Origin of the sequence: Bacillus sp. RZ2MS9, from assembly GCF_001816185.2 — a bacterium.
GTDB lineage: Bacteria > Bacillota > Bacilli > Bacillales > Bacillaceae_G > Bacillus_A > Bacillus_A cereus.
The window spans coordinates 605,583-620,518 of record NZ_CP049978.1; the positions used below are offsets into that span (position 1 = coordinate 605,583).

Here is a 14,936-nt window from a genome sequence, read left to right on the forward strand (position 1 = left end):
ACTAGTTTTGCACAACTATTTTTTATAATAGAAAACGTAGCGACACAAAATACCCTATGTTGCGACATAACGTCATGTCATTTTATTTATAAAATGACAATTCCATTCTATTGTGTATGTGAGATAGAGAGGGTTTTCGTATTCACCTCGCATCGGATAAGAAAAATTTCCTATCTCACACTTTTTTTAAAAGGAGATCATACACATGAATTCAAAAGAAGAAATTTCAAAAAAAGAAAAGCAAGATCGTAATACGGTTGTCATGTGCGTTGCCGTATCTATGGTTATTATTATAAGTTGCGTAAATAAAATTTTGGGGATTTTATAATATAAAAAAAGCTGATTGCTTCTTAAGAAGCAATCAGCTTTTTTCATTGTTAGGGGAGTATTCCTATATGATAAACCAAGGTAAAATTGCTAACCCAGAAGTTACAATTGCTGTAGTAAATATTAAAAGCATAGCTCGTTTGTTTTGTTTCATGTCACATTCTCCTCTACATATCAAGTACATGCGATCGGCGTGGGATGTAGTTCCCCACTGAGTAAAGTTTCACTTTATATTTTTAGTATAATGAATGGTAAGGATTGGTACGATCGATAAAGGTGACATGAAGATTACATTGTTGTAATGCAAAAAAACATCTTTCTTATTAAGAAAGATGTTTTTGGAAAACTACCCTGCAAAAGCCCGATTGATTCAGCTAATACTCAGTGGAGGATGGAAAAATAACCCACTGAGTAAAGTTTCACTTTATATTGAAGTATTAATCATTTAAGAACAGAACCATATGTTCCTCGTCCCAATATTGACCGTTATGTTTTAATGAACGCTCTTGTACGCCGTAAGTTTGGAAACCTAATGACTCATATAATTTTTTTGCACCAACGTTACCAACTACAACATCGAGCATAAGTTGTTCTACATGTAATTTATCGGCATTTTCAATAATTGCTTTAATTAGAGCTCGTCCTGCTCCAAGGCCACGCGCTTTTGGAGAAACAAAAACGGAACCGATTTTTGCTTTATGTTCTTGTTTAATAAATGGTTTTGTTTCTAAAGTAGCGATACCAATTAAATCATTATCTTTGAAGACACCTAGAGTATACTTATCCGGATTGCTTAATCGTTTAGCCATAGCAGCCACAGGATTTTCATGTTTAAGAACATCTTCATAAGAAGAGCTAAAAGCTTCCGGATTCTTCGTTAAACCTTCCATACAAACTTTTAAATATATTTCTGCGTCCTCTGTTGTTAATAAGCGAATTTCCATAGTTGTAACCTCCCTGGTGGATTTCAAATAAATCCATTACTTTTATAAGATTGAGTATATGTTTTGTTAGTATTCTCTTTTAATTTGTAAAAGAATGAAAAGATATATGCTACAATGTTTTGTTTTAATTATGTAATGAAATTATATATTAACTTTGTTAACTATTCAAGTGTTTAATATGTTACATTTTTATAACTAAAATAACTCCTCAATTGAGGAGTTATTTTTTAAACATTGGATTGATAGCCATCAATTCGTTTTGGATGTGTGTAAATATTACAAGATTCATTTCTAATAAACCCTACGACTGTAATGCCTAAATCATGGGCAAGTTGCAATGCCAGTTTTGTTGGAGCGGATTTAGATAGAACAATTTCACATCCGATTTTTGAAACTTTGAGTAAAATTTCGGATGAAATACGTCCGCTAAATGCGATGATTTTTCCTTTAATGGATATATCGTTACGCAAACAATGACCATATATTTTATCTAATGCATTATGTCTTCCAATATCCATTCTTGATAGGAGGATATTGTTTCGATCACATAGCGCGGTATTGTGAACACCGCCAGTTTGGCGAAATGTAGTAGAAGATTGTTGCAAGGTATTCATTAAATGAAAGCATTCTTCAGGAGTAATTTTTACATGTATATCATGTAAGTCTTTTGCTTTTGCTGCGTCGTTTACGAAAATAAAACCTTGTCTACCTTTTCCGCAGCAAGAAGTGATGTATCGTTTATTATATAAAGTTTGATAGAGCGGATTCACTTTTGATGATTTTACATGGACAATTCCGTTATCTTTTTGAACCCATAGTTCTTCAACATCTTTATAGGAAGAAATAATCCCCTCAGAAATTAAAAAACCAATTACCATATCTTCAATATAATTTGGTGTGCATACGACTGTTACATATTCTTCACCATTCAATTTAATAGTAATAGGAGATTCTGTAACAATCTCATCAAGTTGTTTTGAAAATGTACCAGATTGATAACGTACAATTGTATAAGTCTCTTGCGTAGGCCCCATATTTCATTCCCCTTTTATATGTATTTATCTCCCACATTTATCATAAAACAATGGAAAAAATAAAAACACCTATTAACAAGAAGATCACAGATTATTTTGGTTATTATTGTATATGTACGATATAATAGAACTGTAGAATAGTGATATTTTCAAGCTTTCGTAGTTATACCTTATAACATCTAGAATCGACTTCATAAGAAAGTATTTGGGTAGAGCGTTTCAAAAATATGTACAGTAATGCGATTTTGAAAACGGATTCATAATTGTGTTGTACAGTTGGTTGTAAGGAGAGGGGAAACTATGGCAGAACAGACAGTCCGTGTAACCGTCGATGGTAAAGAATTTTCTGCATCAGGTGAAAAGACGATACTACAATTATTTAACGAGAGTAATTTGGAACATCCTCAAATTTGTCATGTACCAGAAGTAGATCCAATTCAAACTTGTGATACGTGTATTGTAGAAGTAAATGGGAAGTTAATGCGTGCTTGTTCAACGAAATTAGAGAACGGTATGCATATCGAAAGACAGTCCCAGCGTGCAAAAGAGGCACAGACTGAGGCAATGGATCGAATATTAGAGAATCATCTACTGTATTGTACCGTTTGTGATAACAATAATGGTAACTGTAAAGTCCACAATACAGTACATATGATGGGAATTGAGGAACAGAAATATCCGTATGAGCCAAAAGTAAGTGCGTGTGAAGTGGATATGTCACATCCGTTTTATCGGTATGATCCAAATCAATGTATTGCTTGTGGGCAGTGTGTAGAAGTATGTCAAAACTTACAAGTGAATGAAACTATATCGATTGATTGGAGCTTAGACCGTCCACGTGTTATATGGGACAATGGTGTAAGTATAAATGACTCATCTTGTGTAAGTTGTGGGCAGTGTGTAACAGTATGTCCATGTAATGCGTTAATGGAAAAAACAATGCTGGGTGAAGCTGGATTCATGACAGGATTGAAACCGGATGTGTTAGATCCGATGATTGATTTTGTAAAGGATGTAGAACCTGGATATAGTAGTATTTTAGCAGTTTCAGAAGTAGAGGCTGCGATGCGTAAGACGAAAGTGAATAAAACAAAAACAGTTTGTACATTTTGTGGTGTAGGTTGTTCATTTGAAGTATGGACGAAAGACCGCCACATTTTGAAAGTACAGCCTGTTTCAGATGCGCCGGTTAACGGTATTTCCACATGTGTAAAAGGCAAATTTGGATGGGATTTTGTAAATAGTGAAGATCGCATTACGAAGCCATTAATTCGCCAAGGAGATATGTTTGTTGAAGCTTCATGGGAAGAGGCTCTTGAAGTTGTTGCATCCAATATGCAGCATATTAAATCAGAATATGGAAGTGATGCATTTGGATTTATTTCTTCTTCGAAAGTAACGAATGAAGAAAATTATCTTATGCAAAAACTAGCCCGTCAAATATATGGAACGAATAATGTAGACAACTGTTCCCGTTATTGTCAATCTCCAGCAACAGACGGTTTATTTAAAACTGTCGGTATGGGCGGGGACGCTGGAACAGTGAAAGATATTGCGGAAGCAGGCCTTGTCATTATCGTTGGAGCAAATCCAACAGAAGGACATCCTGTACTTGCAACGCGTGTAAAACGTGCACATAAATTACATGACCAAAAATTAATTGTGGCAGACCTTCGTAAACATGAAATGGCAGAGCGTGCGGATTTATTCATTCATCCGCGCCAAGGAACTGATTACGTATGGCTCGCTGGTATTACGAAATATATTATTGATCAAGATTGGCACGATAAAAAGTTCATAGCTGAAAATGTGAAGAATTTTGATGAATATAGCAAAATGGTAGAAAAGTATACGCTTGATTATACAGAAGAAATCACGGGGATTTCGAAAGAAAATCTGAAAGAAATGGCTCGTATGGTATATGAAGCAGATGGTACTTGTGTACTTTGGGGAATGGGTGTAACTCAAAATACTGGAGGAAGTACAACTTCAGCAGCAATTTCAAATCTATTGCTTGTTACGGGTAACTATCGTCGTCCTGGTGCAGGAGCATATCCATTACGCGGACATAATAACGTACAAGGCGCTTGTGATATGGCAACATTACCAAACTGGCTTCCAGGTTACCAAGCGGTTTCAGATGATGCGCTCCGTGCGAAATTTGAAAAAGCATACGGTACTACAATTCCGAAAGCACCAGGTTTAAATAATATTGCAATGTTACTTGCGGCAGATGAAGGAAAACTGCGTGGTATGTATGTTATGGGTGAAGAAATGGCTTTAGTAGATTCGAATGCCAACCATGTACAACATATTTTAGCGAATTTAGATTTCCTTGTTGTTCAAGATATGTTCTTATCGAAAACAGCTCGTTTTGCTGATGTTATTTTACCGGCAGCACCAAGCTTAGAAAAAGAGGGAACATTTACGAATACAGAGCGCCGTATTCAAAGATTATATGAAGTATTGAAGCCGCTTGGTGATTCAAAGCCAGACTGGTGGATTTTACAAAAAGTAGCTCGTGCACTTGGCGGGGACTGGAATTATGAAAGTCCAAGTGAAATCATGGATGAAATTGCATCGCTTGCACCTTTATATTCTCAGGCAACATACGATCGTTTAGAAGGATGGAATAGTTTATGTTGGGGTAGCCATGATGGTAGCGATACACCGCTATTATATGTGCATGGATTTAACTTCCCGGATAAACTAGCTCGTCTATCATTAGATGAATGGGTACCACCAGTTGTAGCGCCAGATGAGTATGATTTACTTTTAAATAATGGACGTATGTTAGAACATTTCCACGAAGGGAATATGACGAATAAATCGGCTGGTATTTTATCTAAAGTATCTGAAGTGTTCGTTGAAATCTCGCCTGAACTTGCCCTAGAGCGCAATGTGAAAGATGGTGGCCTTGTAGAATTAGCATCACCATTTGGGAAAATTAAAGTACAGGCACTTGTTACAGATCGTGTAACGGGGAAAGAGCTATATTTACCGATGCATGCAACGGTAAATGAAGAGGCAATCAATATTTTAACTGGAACGGCGACAGATCTTTATACGTGTACACCAGCGTATAAACAAACGATGGTAAAGATGCGTGTATTACGTGAAAAAGGGAATCGTCCGTTACCATCTTCAAACCCGAGAGATAAAAAGCGTAATCCGCAAAACGGTGTTGAAATCGAGCAAAAATGGCAAAGAAAACAATACGTATCACTTGTGGACTAGGGGGCGGAGATAGTGGCGAAAGAAATTACTATAATTAAAAAGAAAGTTGTAACAGAGGAAGAACAGAAACAGCAATTAGCAGATGAACTTCTAAATGAGCTATCTAATAATCGTGAAGCAGTAGAAGAAACGATGCAGCTTTTAGCACAGTTGCAGAAGGCTGGTATATTAGATGCAGCGATTAGTTTACTTGCTGCGAAGGAAGATGTTTCAAAAATCGCTGTGGAGCAATTAAATCGTGAACCAGTTAAAAATGCACTCAACAATATGATGGGGGCAGGAGAAGCGTTATCTTCAGTTGACCCAGAAATAACGAAGCAAATTACGTCAAGTTTAGTTACAGGATTGCAATTTGCAACAGATGAATTAAATAGTGGTAAAAAAACAAAAGTGATGGATTTCTTTAAAGTATTAAAAGATCCAGATATCAATAGAGCTATTACATTCGGTTTTAGCTTCTTGAAAGCATTTGGACAAGGGCTAGAGAAAAAATAGAATAAATGAAAAAGTGATGGGAAGTAGCCATCACTTTTTTCATTATATGTATAAGAGTGTTCATGTTAAGCGGAATATATTATTATTAAAAAGATGGATTAGAACTTGAAATATGGAATCCATCTCAAATATCGTTTTAGAATGTGGAGGAATATATGCAACACCGTAAAAAACTATCTATACCAGGAGTAATAGGACATTCCTTTCAAACAGTTAAATTTGCTTTTTGGAATGTATTAACTTTTCAACTTGCTTATAAATTATTAGCAGCGATTGTGTTTGTTCCACTATTTGGAATCATTTTTAATAAGTTATTGTATTTTGGTGGTTATGCAAATGCGACAAATGATGAATTATTAGCGTTTTTAAAGACGCCTTATGGCATCTTAGCAATCGTAATTTTATCATTGTTAGCACTGTTTCTTATCTTTACAGAATTTGCGGTGCTTATTATTATTTCGTATTTCGCTCATAAAAGACAGAAGGTGAAATTACGTCCGATTTTATATAAAACGGTAACGTATTTACCTACTCTTTTCACATATTGCTTACCAGGATTTATTTTATATGCTGTCGTATTGTTGCCTCTTTTAAATATGGGATATGAAACAGCATTAATCCCGCAAATTCAAATTCCTAACTTTATTACAGGAGAACTGTTTAAGACAACGATGGGACAAGTTGGTTATTACACGTTCTTTGCTGTAGTCGCGTATTTGAATCTTCGATGGATTTTCGTTCTACCTATTGTTGTTTTAGAGCAAAAACCATTTCGCGTGGCAGCACGTAAAAGTGCAACTTTAGTAAAGGAAAGCTTTTTTAAAGTACTATTCTTTTTAGTAGGGTTTTTTATTTCAATTGGAATTGTATATGTCGTGTTTTTGGGAATATATTTATTGTGCCTATGGGGTGTTTATGAATTTACAAACCCGAAAGGAACATTTGCATTATTAGCTGAATCAACGATTTCTGTATTTTTAACGAGCACATTGTATTTATTCAGCTTTATCGTGACGCCATTTTATATTATGGCGATTACGCGATTATACTTACAAAAGGTACCGGTTGAGGATGTTTTATTAGAAGAAGGATTAGATTATTCGAAAACGAAAGCAGATAAATGTTTTTTTCAAAAACATCGTTGGAAATTCATTGGCGTATACATTGTAGGAATTATTACTGCCGGAATGGTCGTTGCCTTCATTGTAACGTTTATTTCAAATTCGTATAAAGAACCGATTATTATGGCGCACCGCGGGTATATATCAAAAGGCGTAGAAAATACGAAAGAAGCTGTGCAAGGTGCTATTGATGCAAAAGCAGACTACGCTGAAATAGATGTATTACAAACGAAAGACGGTGAACTAGCGGTTATACATGATTTGAAGCTGAAACGTCTCGCAAATGCCAATGTGCATGTGTCAGATTTAACGATGGCGGAGTTAAGGCAGCTTACCCTTAGTCAAGATGGACTTTCAGGACAAATAAGTACACTTGATGAAATCATTAAGCTAGCAAATGGCAAAATCAAACTTAATATAGAAGTGAAGCTTCATGGGGGCGAAAAAGATTTTGTAAACAAAGTCTTAAAAACGATTAAAGATAATGAATTTGAGAAGCAATGTGTAATTCAAACGTTACACTATCCACTTATTAAAGAGTTTAAGCGTGCAAATCCAGATATAAAAGTAGGGTATATATTGTATGCAAGTAGAGCTAACTTAAAGAATGTGAAGGCTGACTTTTACGTAGCAGAAGAATATATGTTAAATAAGAAATTAGTAAAAGAAGCAAGGAAGTTAAACAAACCAATTTACGTATGGACAGTAAATGATATGGAAAATTTAAAGGCATATTATAAGTTGAACGTAGATGGTATCATAACCGATTACCCTGAAGATGCACGTGAAACAATTAAGATGTTAAAAGAGCAAGAAGCGGAAGAAAGTGATCTGTTTGATAAAATTACTGAAACGACAGATGATTTATTTTCTAAGTTATTTATAAGTTACCCAGCTGCTGGCTAAATGCTAGCAGCTGTTTTTTTGTGAAAAGAATATATCTCTAAAGTATTGAGTAAAGTAATAACTGTATATGTATACGTTATCGCTTAGGTTTCTTACATTGTTACATTATTGTCAAATAATAAATGATTGCTGTTTATTTTGAAGCAGTATAATAAAAATAGAGTGAAAGATAATGAAATGACACGAAACCCCTAATAGAATCAATGTTTTTTATATTTACACTATTCTAAATATAAAAACTTTAGGAAAATGGTATGTTAGCGTTTTCATAACTTTTAAGTTATGCTAGAATAAGGACATAAGTTATTAATTATTACAAAAAGAAAAAAGAATCTCTTTTTTCTGTTAATTATAAGGGGGCATTTCATTATGCGTATTGGGGTACCAGCAGAAATTAAAAACAACGAAAACCGTGTGGCAATGACACCAGCAGGTGTTGTACATTTAATTCGTAACAATCACGAAGTATTCATTCAAAAGGGTGCAGGTTTAGGGTCTGGTTTCACAGACGCTCAGTATGTGGAAGCGGGAGCAAAAATTGTTGATACAGCTGAAGAAGCTTGGAACATGGAAATGGTTATGAAAGTTAAGGAACCAATTGAAAGCGAATACAAACACTTCAGTGAAGGCTTAATCTTATTCACATACTTACACTTAGCTCCAGAGCCAGAATTAACAAAAGCTTTAATCGAGAAAAAAGTTGTTTCTATCGCATATGAAACAGTACAATTAGAAAACCGTTCATTACCATTACTTGCACCTATGAGTGAAGTAGCTGGTCGTATGGCTGCACAAATTGGTGCACAATTCCTTGAGAAAAACAAAGGCGGTAAAGGTATCTTACTTGCAGGTGTTCCAGGGGTTAAACGTGGTAAAGTAACAATCATCGGTGGTGGACAAGCTGGTACAAATGCTGCTAAAATTGCAGTTGGACTAGGTGCGGATGTAACAATCATCGACTTAAGTGCAGAACGTCTTCGTCAATTAGATGACATTTTCGGAAACCAAGTAAAAACTTTAATGTCTAATCCTTACAATATTGCAGAAGCTGTTAAAGAGTCTGATCTTGTAATCGGTGCAGTATTAATCCCAGGTGCAAAAGCTCCAAAACTTGTAACAGAAGAAATGATTAAATCAATGGAACCAGGTTCTGTTGTTGTAGATATCGCGATTGACCAAGGTGGTATTTTCGAAACAACTGATCGTATTACAACTCATGATAACCCAACTTATGAAAAACACGGCGTTGTTCATTATGCAGTTGCAAACATGCCAGGTGCGGTTCCACGTACATCAACTCTTGCATTAACAAACGTAACAGTACCATATGCAGTACAAATTGCTAACAAAGGCTACAAAGAAGCTTGCCTAGGTAACACTGCATTACTAAAAGGTATTAACACATTAGATGGCTATGTAACATTCGAAGCAGTTGCAGAAGCTCACGGTGTAGAGTACAAAGGTGCTAAAGAATTATTAGAAGCAGAAACAGTATCTTGCTAATAGAAGCATTATACAAAACAAAATCGAACAATATATAAAACAACATGATAAGAGCTAAGAGTGAAGATCTCTTAGCTCTTCTTGGCAAAAGGGGGCATACATCGTGGCCAACCTATTTAAAAAGAAATCCGTTACGCAATTGTTAGGGGAAAGTAAAAGTAAAACTTTGACGAAAACGCTAGGGGCATTTGACCTAACAATGCTAGGGATTGGTGCGATAATTGGTACAGGAGTTCTAGTATTAACTGGATTAGTAGCAGCAAGAGATGCTGGTCCAGCAGTTATTTTTTCATTCATGATTGCAGCCATCGTTTGTGGATTTGCAGCATTATGTTACGCAGAGGTTGCTTCTACACTTCCTGTTTCAGGTAGTGTGTACACATACTCATATGCAACAATTGGTGAGTTTGTAGCTCATTTAATGGGATGGACATTACTATCCGTATATGTTGTAACGACTGCCGCAGTAGCTGGCGGATGGACTGGTTACTTCCATAACTTAGTGAGTGGATTAGGGCTTGAAATTCCAAAAGCACTGCTAACGATTCCGTCTCAAGGTGGTATAGTGAATTTACCAGCAGTTATCGTTACATTAGTTATAACTTGGTTATTATCAAGAGGTACGAAAGAAAGTAAACGAGTGAATAACATAATGGTATTAATTAAAATTGGTATCGTTGTTTTATTCATTGCAGTTGGTGTATTCTACGTGAAACCAGAAAACTGGATACCATTTGCACCGTATGGTTTAAGTGGAGTTTTCGCGGGGGGAGCAGCAGTATTCTTTGCTTTCTTAGGATTTGATGCATTAGCAACTTCTGCTGAAGAAGTAAAAAATCCGCAACGTGATCTACCGATTGGTATTATCGCTTCGTTAGTCATTTGTACAATCATTTATGTTGTAGTTTGTCTCGTTATGACGGGTATGGTTTCATATAAAGAGCTAGATGTACCGGAAGCGATGGCGTATGTGTTAGAAGTTGTAGGACAAGATAAAGTAGCTGGTATAATCGCAATTGGAGCTGTAATTGGTATTATGGCAGTAATTTTTGCTTACATTTATGCAACGACACGTGTATTCTTCGCTATGAGCCGTGACGGTTTATTGCCAGAATCTTTCGCGAAAATTAATAAAAAGACAGAAGCACCAACATTTACAGTTTGGTTAACAGGAATTGGTAGTGCTTTAATTGCTGGATTTATCGATTTGAAAGAATTGTCGAATTTAGCGAATATTGGAGCGTTGTTAACATTTGCGATGGTTGGTGTGTCAGTTATTATTCTTCGTAAAACACATCCAAAATTACAACGTGGATTTATGGTACCACTTGTACCGATCTTGCCGATTATTTCAATTGCATGTTGTCTATTCTTAATGGTAAACCTACCATTAAAAACATGGATGTACTTCGGTGCTTGGTTAGCAATCGGAGTAGTTGTATACTTTGTTTATTCGAAAAAACATAGTCATTTAAAAGACGATGGAAGTTCGCAGGATAATTTAGAACAAGCTAATTAAAGGGATATAAACACAGTAAGCCTTGTGCGTCTAGGGAGCGCGCAAGGCTTTTTCTTTTGTTGAAATAAAGGGAATGTATATTATTTTGTCGAATTTTTCTGTCGGAATATGAAAAAAGGGTGGGAGCGAAATGGAAGAAGCAAAAGTTGTTGTTGGCGCAGAGGGTTATAATAATAACCCTGGTTGGTTACATACGAATGAAGAAGAATTAAATTTATTACGGAGAGAAACTTGGCTTGATAAATTTCAACCTAATTCTTTATCAGTAATTTTGGCAGAACATGTATGGGAGCATTTATCATATGAAGAAGGAATTGAAGCTGCAAAAATTTGTTATGAGTTTTTAATAGGGAATGGATATATTCGTTGTGCAGTACCAGATGCATTTTTTCCAGATGAAGAATATCAGCAAGGGGTACAAGTAGGTGGACCTGGTCCATTAGATCATCCTGCAGCAAGCCATAAAATTGTTCATAACTATAAAACAATCACGTCCATGTTTGAATCAGCAGGTTTTCAAGTGATGCTCTTAGAATACTGTGATGAGAATGGTAAGTTTCACTATAATGATTGGAATGAGAAAGATGGATTTATTTATCGTTCGAAACGTTTTGACCATAGAAATCGGGATAATCAGTTAGGATTTGTTTCTTTAATTGTGGATGCGGTGAAAAATGAAAAGTAAGTAAAAAGGGGTGTGCGAATTGTGCATCCTTTTTTGTATGAGAATATAGAGAGTGCGGAAAATATGTATACGACTTATTAAAATGTGAACGGAATGTTCATAAAAAAATTCAGATTTCATTGACACATATGAGTGGGCGCTCATATAATAAGAGTATAAGATATATGAATGATTGTTCATATGTTCAATTAAAGAGGTGAGCTATAATGGCTGGAAATAAAGTAGAAACACCACAAGAGACATGTTCTCAAACGATAATTCATGAAGAAGTTGTAGAGCAAGTAAAACAAACAATTCCAACTGATGAAAGTTTAAGTAAAGTAGCAGAACTATTTAAAGTATTAGGTGACCGTACACGTACGAGAATATTACATGCGCTATTTGAAGCTGAAATGTGCGTTTGTGATTTAGCTTATTTATTAGGAATGACACAATCATCTATTTCGCATCAGCTTCGTGTGTTAAAGCAAGCGAAACTTGTGAAGAATCGTAAAGAAGGAAAGGTTGTTTATTATTCGTTAGCTGACCAGCACGTAATTCATATCTTCGAGCAAGCGTTTGAACACGTAAACGAAGAAGAATAAAAGAACGCGAGGAGGGAGAACGATGGCTGAAGCATTGGTGAAAAAGAAACTGATGTTAGAAGGTTTAGATTGTGCGAACTGTGCAATGAAAATTGAAAAAGGTGTTGGGAATATAGAAGGAGTAAATTCTTGTTCTGTAAACTTCGCAACAAAGACAATGATCTTAGAAACAGCACAAAATAAAGAAAACGAAGTTGTTACGGAAGCAAAACAACTCGTTACAAAATTAGAACCGCATATTAAAGTTCAAGAAGAACAAAAAAATAAAATTGCTAAAGAAGTATTTATATTAGAAGGTTTAGATTGCGCGAACTGTGCAATGAAAATTGAAAATAAAGTGAAGGAAATGCCAGCTGTCTCAGAAGCAACTGTTGATTTCGTATCGAAGAAATTACGAGTAGAAGTTGCGAATAAAAGAGAACTAGAAGCGACTGTAGCAAATATAACAAATGTCGTTCAAAAGTTAGAACCAGATGTGAAAGTTGTTCGTGAAGAGAAGAACGGTCATGACCACGGACATAGTCACGATCATGGTGAAGCAAATGTGAAAAAGATGGTAGGGAGATTAGTGGTCGGCGGAATTTTGACAGCAATTGCTGCATTAGCGGGCTTACCACAAATGGTAACAATTCCGTTATTCGTCCTTGCTTATTTATTAATAGGTGGAGATATCGTTTGGAGAGCGATAAGAAACATAACTCGTGGCCAAGTATTTGATGAAAACTTCTTAATGGCAATTGCAACTGTAGGAGCTTTTGCAATTCAACAATATTCTGAAGCTGTAGCAGTAATGCTATTTTATCAAGTAGGAGAACTATTCCAAAGTATTGCGGTAAACCGCTCCCGAAAATCAATTACTTCATTAATGGATATTCGTCCTGATTATGCGAATGTAAAGATTGGAAATGAAACGAAGCAAGTATCACCAGAAGATGTAAAAATTGGCGATTATATTATCGTTAAGCCAGGTGAGAAAGTGCCGTTAGACGGAAAAGTAATTGAAGGAACATCAATGGTAGATACTTCAGCATTAACAGGTGAATCTGTACCACGTGAAGTAGAAGTTGGAAATGATGTATTAAGTGGCTTTGTGAACCAAAATGGTGTGTTGACAATTGAAGTTACAAAAGAATTCGGTGAATCCACTGTATCAAAAATTTTAGATTTAGTTCAAAATGCAAGCAGTAAAAAAGCACCAACGGAAAACTTTATTACGAAGTTTGCACGTTACTACACTCCAGTTGTAGTTATTACAGCGGCGATCATGGCGTTTATTCCACCACTTATTTTAGAAGGAGCTACATTCTCTGAGTGGATTTATAGAGCTTTAGTGTTCTTAGTAATCTCTTGTCCATGTGCGTTAGTTGTATCCATTCCTCTTGGATTCTTTGGAGGTATCGGTGGTGCATCTAAAAGTGGTGTGTTAGTAAAAGGTAGTAACTATTTAGAAGCTTTAAATGATGTAAAATATATTGTTTTTGACAAAACAGGAACATTAACAAAAGGTGTTTTCAAAGTTACAAAAATGGAACCGAGCGAAGGTACTACAAGTGAAGAGTTATTAGAGTATGCGGCATTTGCTGAAGTATATTCTAACCATCCAATTGCCCAATCTATTCGAAAGGCATATGGAAAATCAATTGATGAAAAAATAATCGATGATTATAACGAAATTTCTGGTCACGGTACAGTCGTAAAAGTACAAGGAAAAGAAATTTTTGCAGGTAATGCAAAATTAATGAGAAAAGAAAATATTGAATTTAAGCAACCAGAAACAGTAGGTACATTAGTTCACGTTGCTGTAGATGGAAGATATGCAGGTTATATTGTTATCTCTGATGAGGTAAAAGAGGATTCGAAACAAGCGATTCAAAAGTTAAAAGAACTAGGTATTAAAAAGACAGTAATGTTAACTGGTGATGCAAAACCAGTTGGTGAAGCTGTCGGTAAAGAATTAGGCTTAGATGAAGTTCATGCGGAATTACTACCGCAACAAAAAGTAGAAGAGATTGAAAAAATTGATGCAGCGAAGCACGGAAAAGAAAAAATTGCCTTCGTTGGTGACGGTATTAACGATACACCAGTATTAGCCCGTGCAGACGTTGGTATTGCGATGGGTGGTTTAGGATCAGATGCAGCAATTGAAGCGGCAGACATTGTTATTATGACTGATGAGCCTTCAAAAATTGCGACAGCTGTAAAAATTGCAAAACGTACAAGAAGTATAGTGTGGCAAAATATCATCTTTGCTCTAGGTGTAAAAGGGATCGTTTTATTACTTGGTGCTTTTGGTATTGCAACAATGTGGGAAGCTGTTTTCTCAGATGTTGGTGTGACACTACTTGCAGTGTTAAATGCAATGCGTGTATTACGAGTGAAAGATTTATAAAAAAGAGGACGCGACCCGCGTCCTCTTTTTTATTGGTGATTTTGTTGAAATTGACTCAATAAAATAATACCAAATATTATTTTACTTTTAAATAGCGTTATATCAAAATTTACAAATAAAATACATTCGTCTTATTATTTTAATATATTTTTTACAAATATCCATATAGTATTGAAAAAACAGAGAAGGGGA

At 35.6% G+C, this 14,936-nt stretch carries 11 protein-coding genes; 9 read left to right on the forward strand and 2 right to left on the reverse strand.

Annotated elements, in window-relative coordinates:
* Positions 1 to 205 precede the first annotated feature (205 nt).
* Positions 206 to 328, forward strand: coding sequence for a hypothetical protein (locus BHV55_RS27635; protein ID WP_001085006.1), 123 nt, complete (start codon positions 206 to 208; stop codon positions 326 to 328).
* 436 nt (positions 329 to 764) lie between these two features.
* On the opposite strand, the gene BHV55_RS03105 is transcribed toward BHV55_RS27635, so the two are convergent.
* Positions 765 to 1,271, reverse strand: a complete 507-nt coding sequence (locus BHV55_RS03105; protein ID WP_000405884.1) for a GNAT family N-acetyltransferase — start codon at positions 1,269 to 1,271, stop codon at positions 765 to 767.
* A gap of 227 nt (positions 1,272 to 1,498) precedes the next feature.
* Positions 1,499 to 2,305, reverse strand: coding sequence for a formate dehydrogenase accessory sulfurtransferase FdhD (gene fdhD, locus BHV55_RS03110; RefSeq protein WP_000529230.1), 807 nt, complete (start codon positions 2,303 to 2,305; stop codon positions 1,499 to 1,501).
* 300 nt (positions 2,306 to 2,605) lie between these two features.
* On the opposite strand from fdhD, the gene fdhF reads away from it, so the two are divergent.
* From fdhF to BHV55_RS03150, 8 genes are all read left to right on the forward strand, one after another.
* The gene (gene fdhF / locus BHV55_RS03115) at positions 2,606 to 5,542 is read left to right on the forward strand and encodes a formate dehydrogenase subunit alpha (RefSeq protein WP_000840683.1); all 2,937 of its coding nucleotides are present in this window, start codon (positions 2,606 to 2,608) and stop codon (positions 5,540 to 5,542) included.
* 12 nt (positions 5,543 to 5,554) lie between these two features.
* Positions 5,555 to 6,037, forward strand: coding sequence for a helical membrane plugin domain-containing protein (locus tag BHV55_RS03120; RefSeq protein WP_001040507.1), 483 nt, complete (start codon positions 5,555 to 5,557; stop codon positions 6,035 to 6,037).
* Between the two features lie 155 nt (positions 6,038 to 6,192).
* On the forward strand, positions 6,193 to 8,064 hold the full coding sequence (locus BHV55_RS03125) for a glycerophosphodiester phosphodiesterase (RefSeq protein WP_001164700.1): 1,872 nt from the start codon (positions 6,193 to 6,195) through the stop codon (positions 8,062 to 8,064).
* Positions 8,065 to 8,433: 369 nt separating this feature from the next.
* The gene (gene ald / locus BHV55_RS03130; RefSeq protein WP_001219744.1) at positions 8,434 to 9,567 is read left to right on the forward strand and encodes an alanine dehydrogenase; all 1,134 of its coding nucleotides are present in this window, start codon (positions 8,434 to 8,436) and stop codon (positions 9,565 to 9,567) included.
* Positions 9,568 to 9,670: 103 nt separating this feature from the next.
* Positions 9,671 to 11,086, forward strand: a complete 1,416-nt coding sequence (locus BHV55_RS03135; RefSeq protein WP_001284887.1) for an amino acid permease — start codon at positions 9,671 to 9,673, stop codon at positions 11,084 to 11,086.
* A gap of 130 nt (positions 11,087 to 11,216) precedes the next feature.
* Entirely contained in the window at positions 11,217 to 11,771 is a 555-nt protein-coding gene (locus tag BHV55_RS03140; RefSeq protein ID WP_070758228.1) for a class I SAM-dependent methyltransferase, read from the forward strand.
* Positions 11,772 to 11,977: 206 nt separating this feature from the next.
* Positions 11,978 to 12,355, forward strand: coding sequence for an ArsR/SmtB family transcription factor (locus BHV55_RS03145; RefSeq protein ID WP_000918378.1), 378 nt, complete (start codon positions 11,978 to 11,980; stop codon positions 12,353 to 12,355).
* A 22-nt stretch (positions 12,356 to 12,377) separates the two neighbouring features.
* The gene (locus BHV55_RS03150) at positions 12,378 to 14,744 is read left to right on the forward strand and encodes a heavy metal translocating P-type ATPase (RefSeq protein ID WP_000796558.1); all 2,367 of its coding nucleotides are present in this window, start codon (positions 12,378 to 12,380) and stop codon (positions 14,742 to 14,744) included.
* Positions 14,745 to 14,936: the final 192 nt, after the last annotated feature.

What these genes read in the sequence shown, in the direction of transcription:
- BHV55_RS03145 (WP_000918378.1), top strand. Translation starts at nt 11,978, where the DNA reads ATGGCTGGAAATAAAGTAGAAACACCACAAGAGACATGTTCTCAAACG.
- BHV55_RS03105 (WP_000405884.1), bottom strand. Translation starts at nt 1,271, where the DNA reads ATGGAAATTCGCTTATTAACAACAGAGGACGCAGAAATATATTTAAAA.
- BHV55_RS03140 (WP_070758228.1), top strand. Translation starts at nt 11,217, where the DNA reads ATGGAAGAAGCAAAAGTTGTTGTTGGCGCAGAGGGTTATAATAATAAC.
- BHV55_RS03125 (WP_001164700.1), top strand. Translation starts at nt 6,193, where the DNA reads ATGCAACACCGTAAAAAACTATCTATACCAGGAGTAATAGGACATTCC.
- BHV55_RS03150 (WP_000796558.1), top strand. Translation starts at nt 12,378, where the DNA reads ATGGCTGAAGCATTGGTGAAAAAGAAACTGATGTTAGAAGGTTTAGAT.
- BHV55_RS27635 (WP_001085006.1), top strand. Translation starts at nt 206, where the DNA reads ATGAATTCAAAAGAAGAAATTTCAAAAAAAGAAAAGCAAGATCGTAAT.
- fdhF (WP_000840683.1), top strand. Translation starts at nt 2,606, where the DNA reads ATGGCAGAACAGACAGTCCGTGTAACCGTCGATGGTAAAGAATTTTCT.
- fdhD (WP_000529230.1), bottom strand. Translation starts at nt 2,305, where the DNA reads ATGGGGCCTACGCAAGAGACTTATACAATTGTACGTTATCAATCTGGT.
- ald (WP_001219744.1), top strand. Translation starts at nt 8,434, where the DNA reads ATGCGTATTGGGGTACCAGCAGAAATTAAAAACAACGAAAACCGTGTG.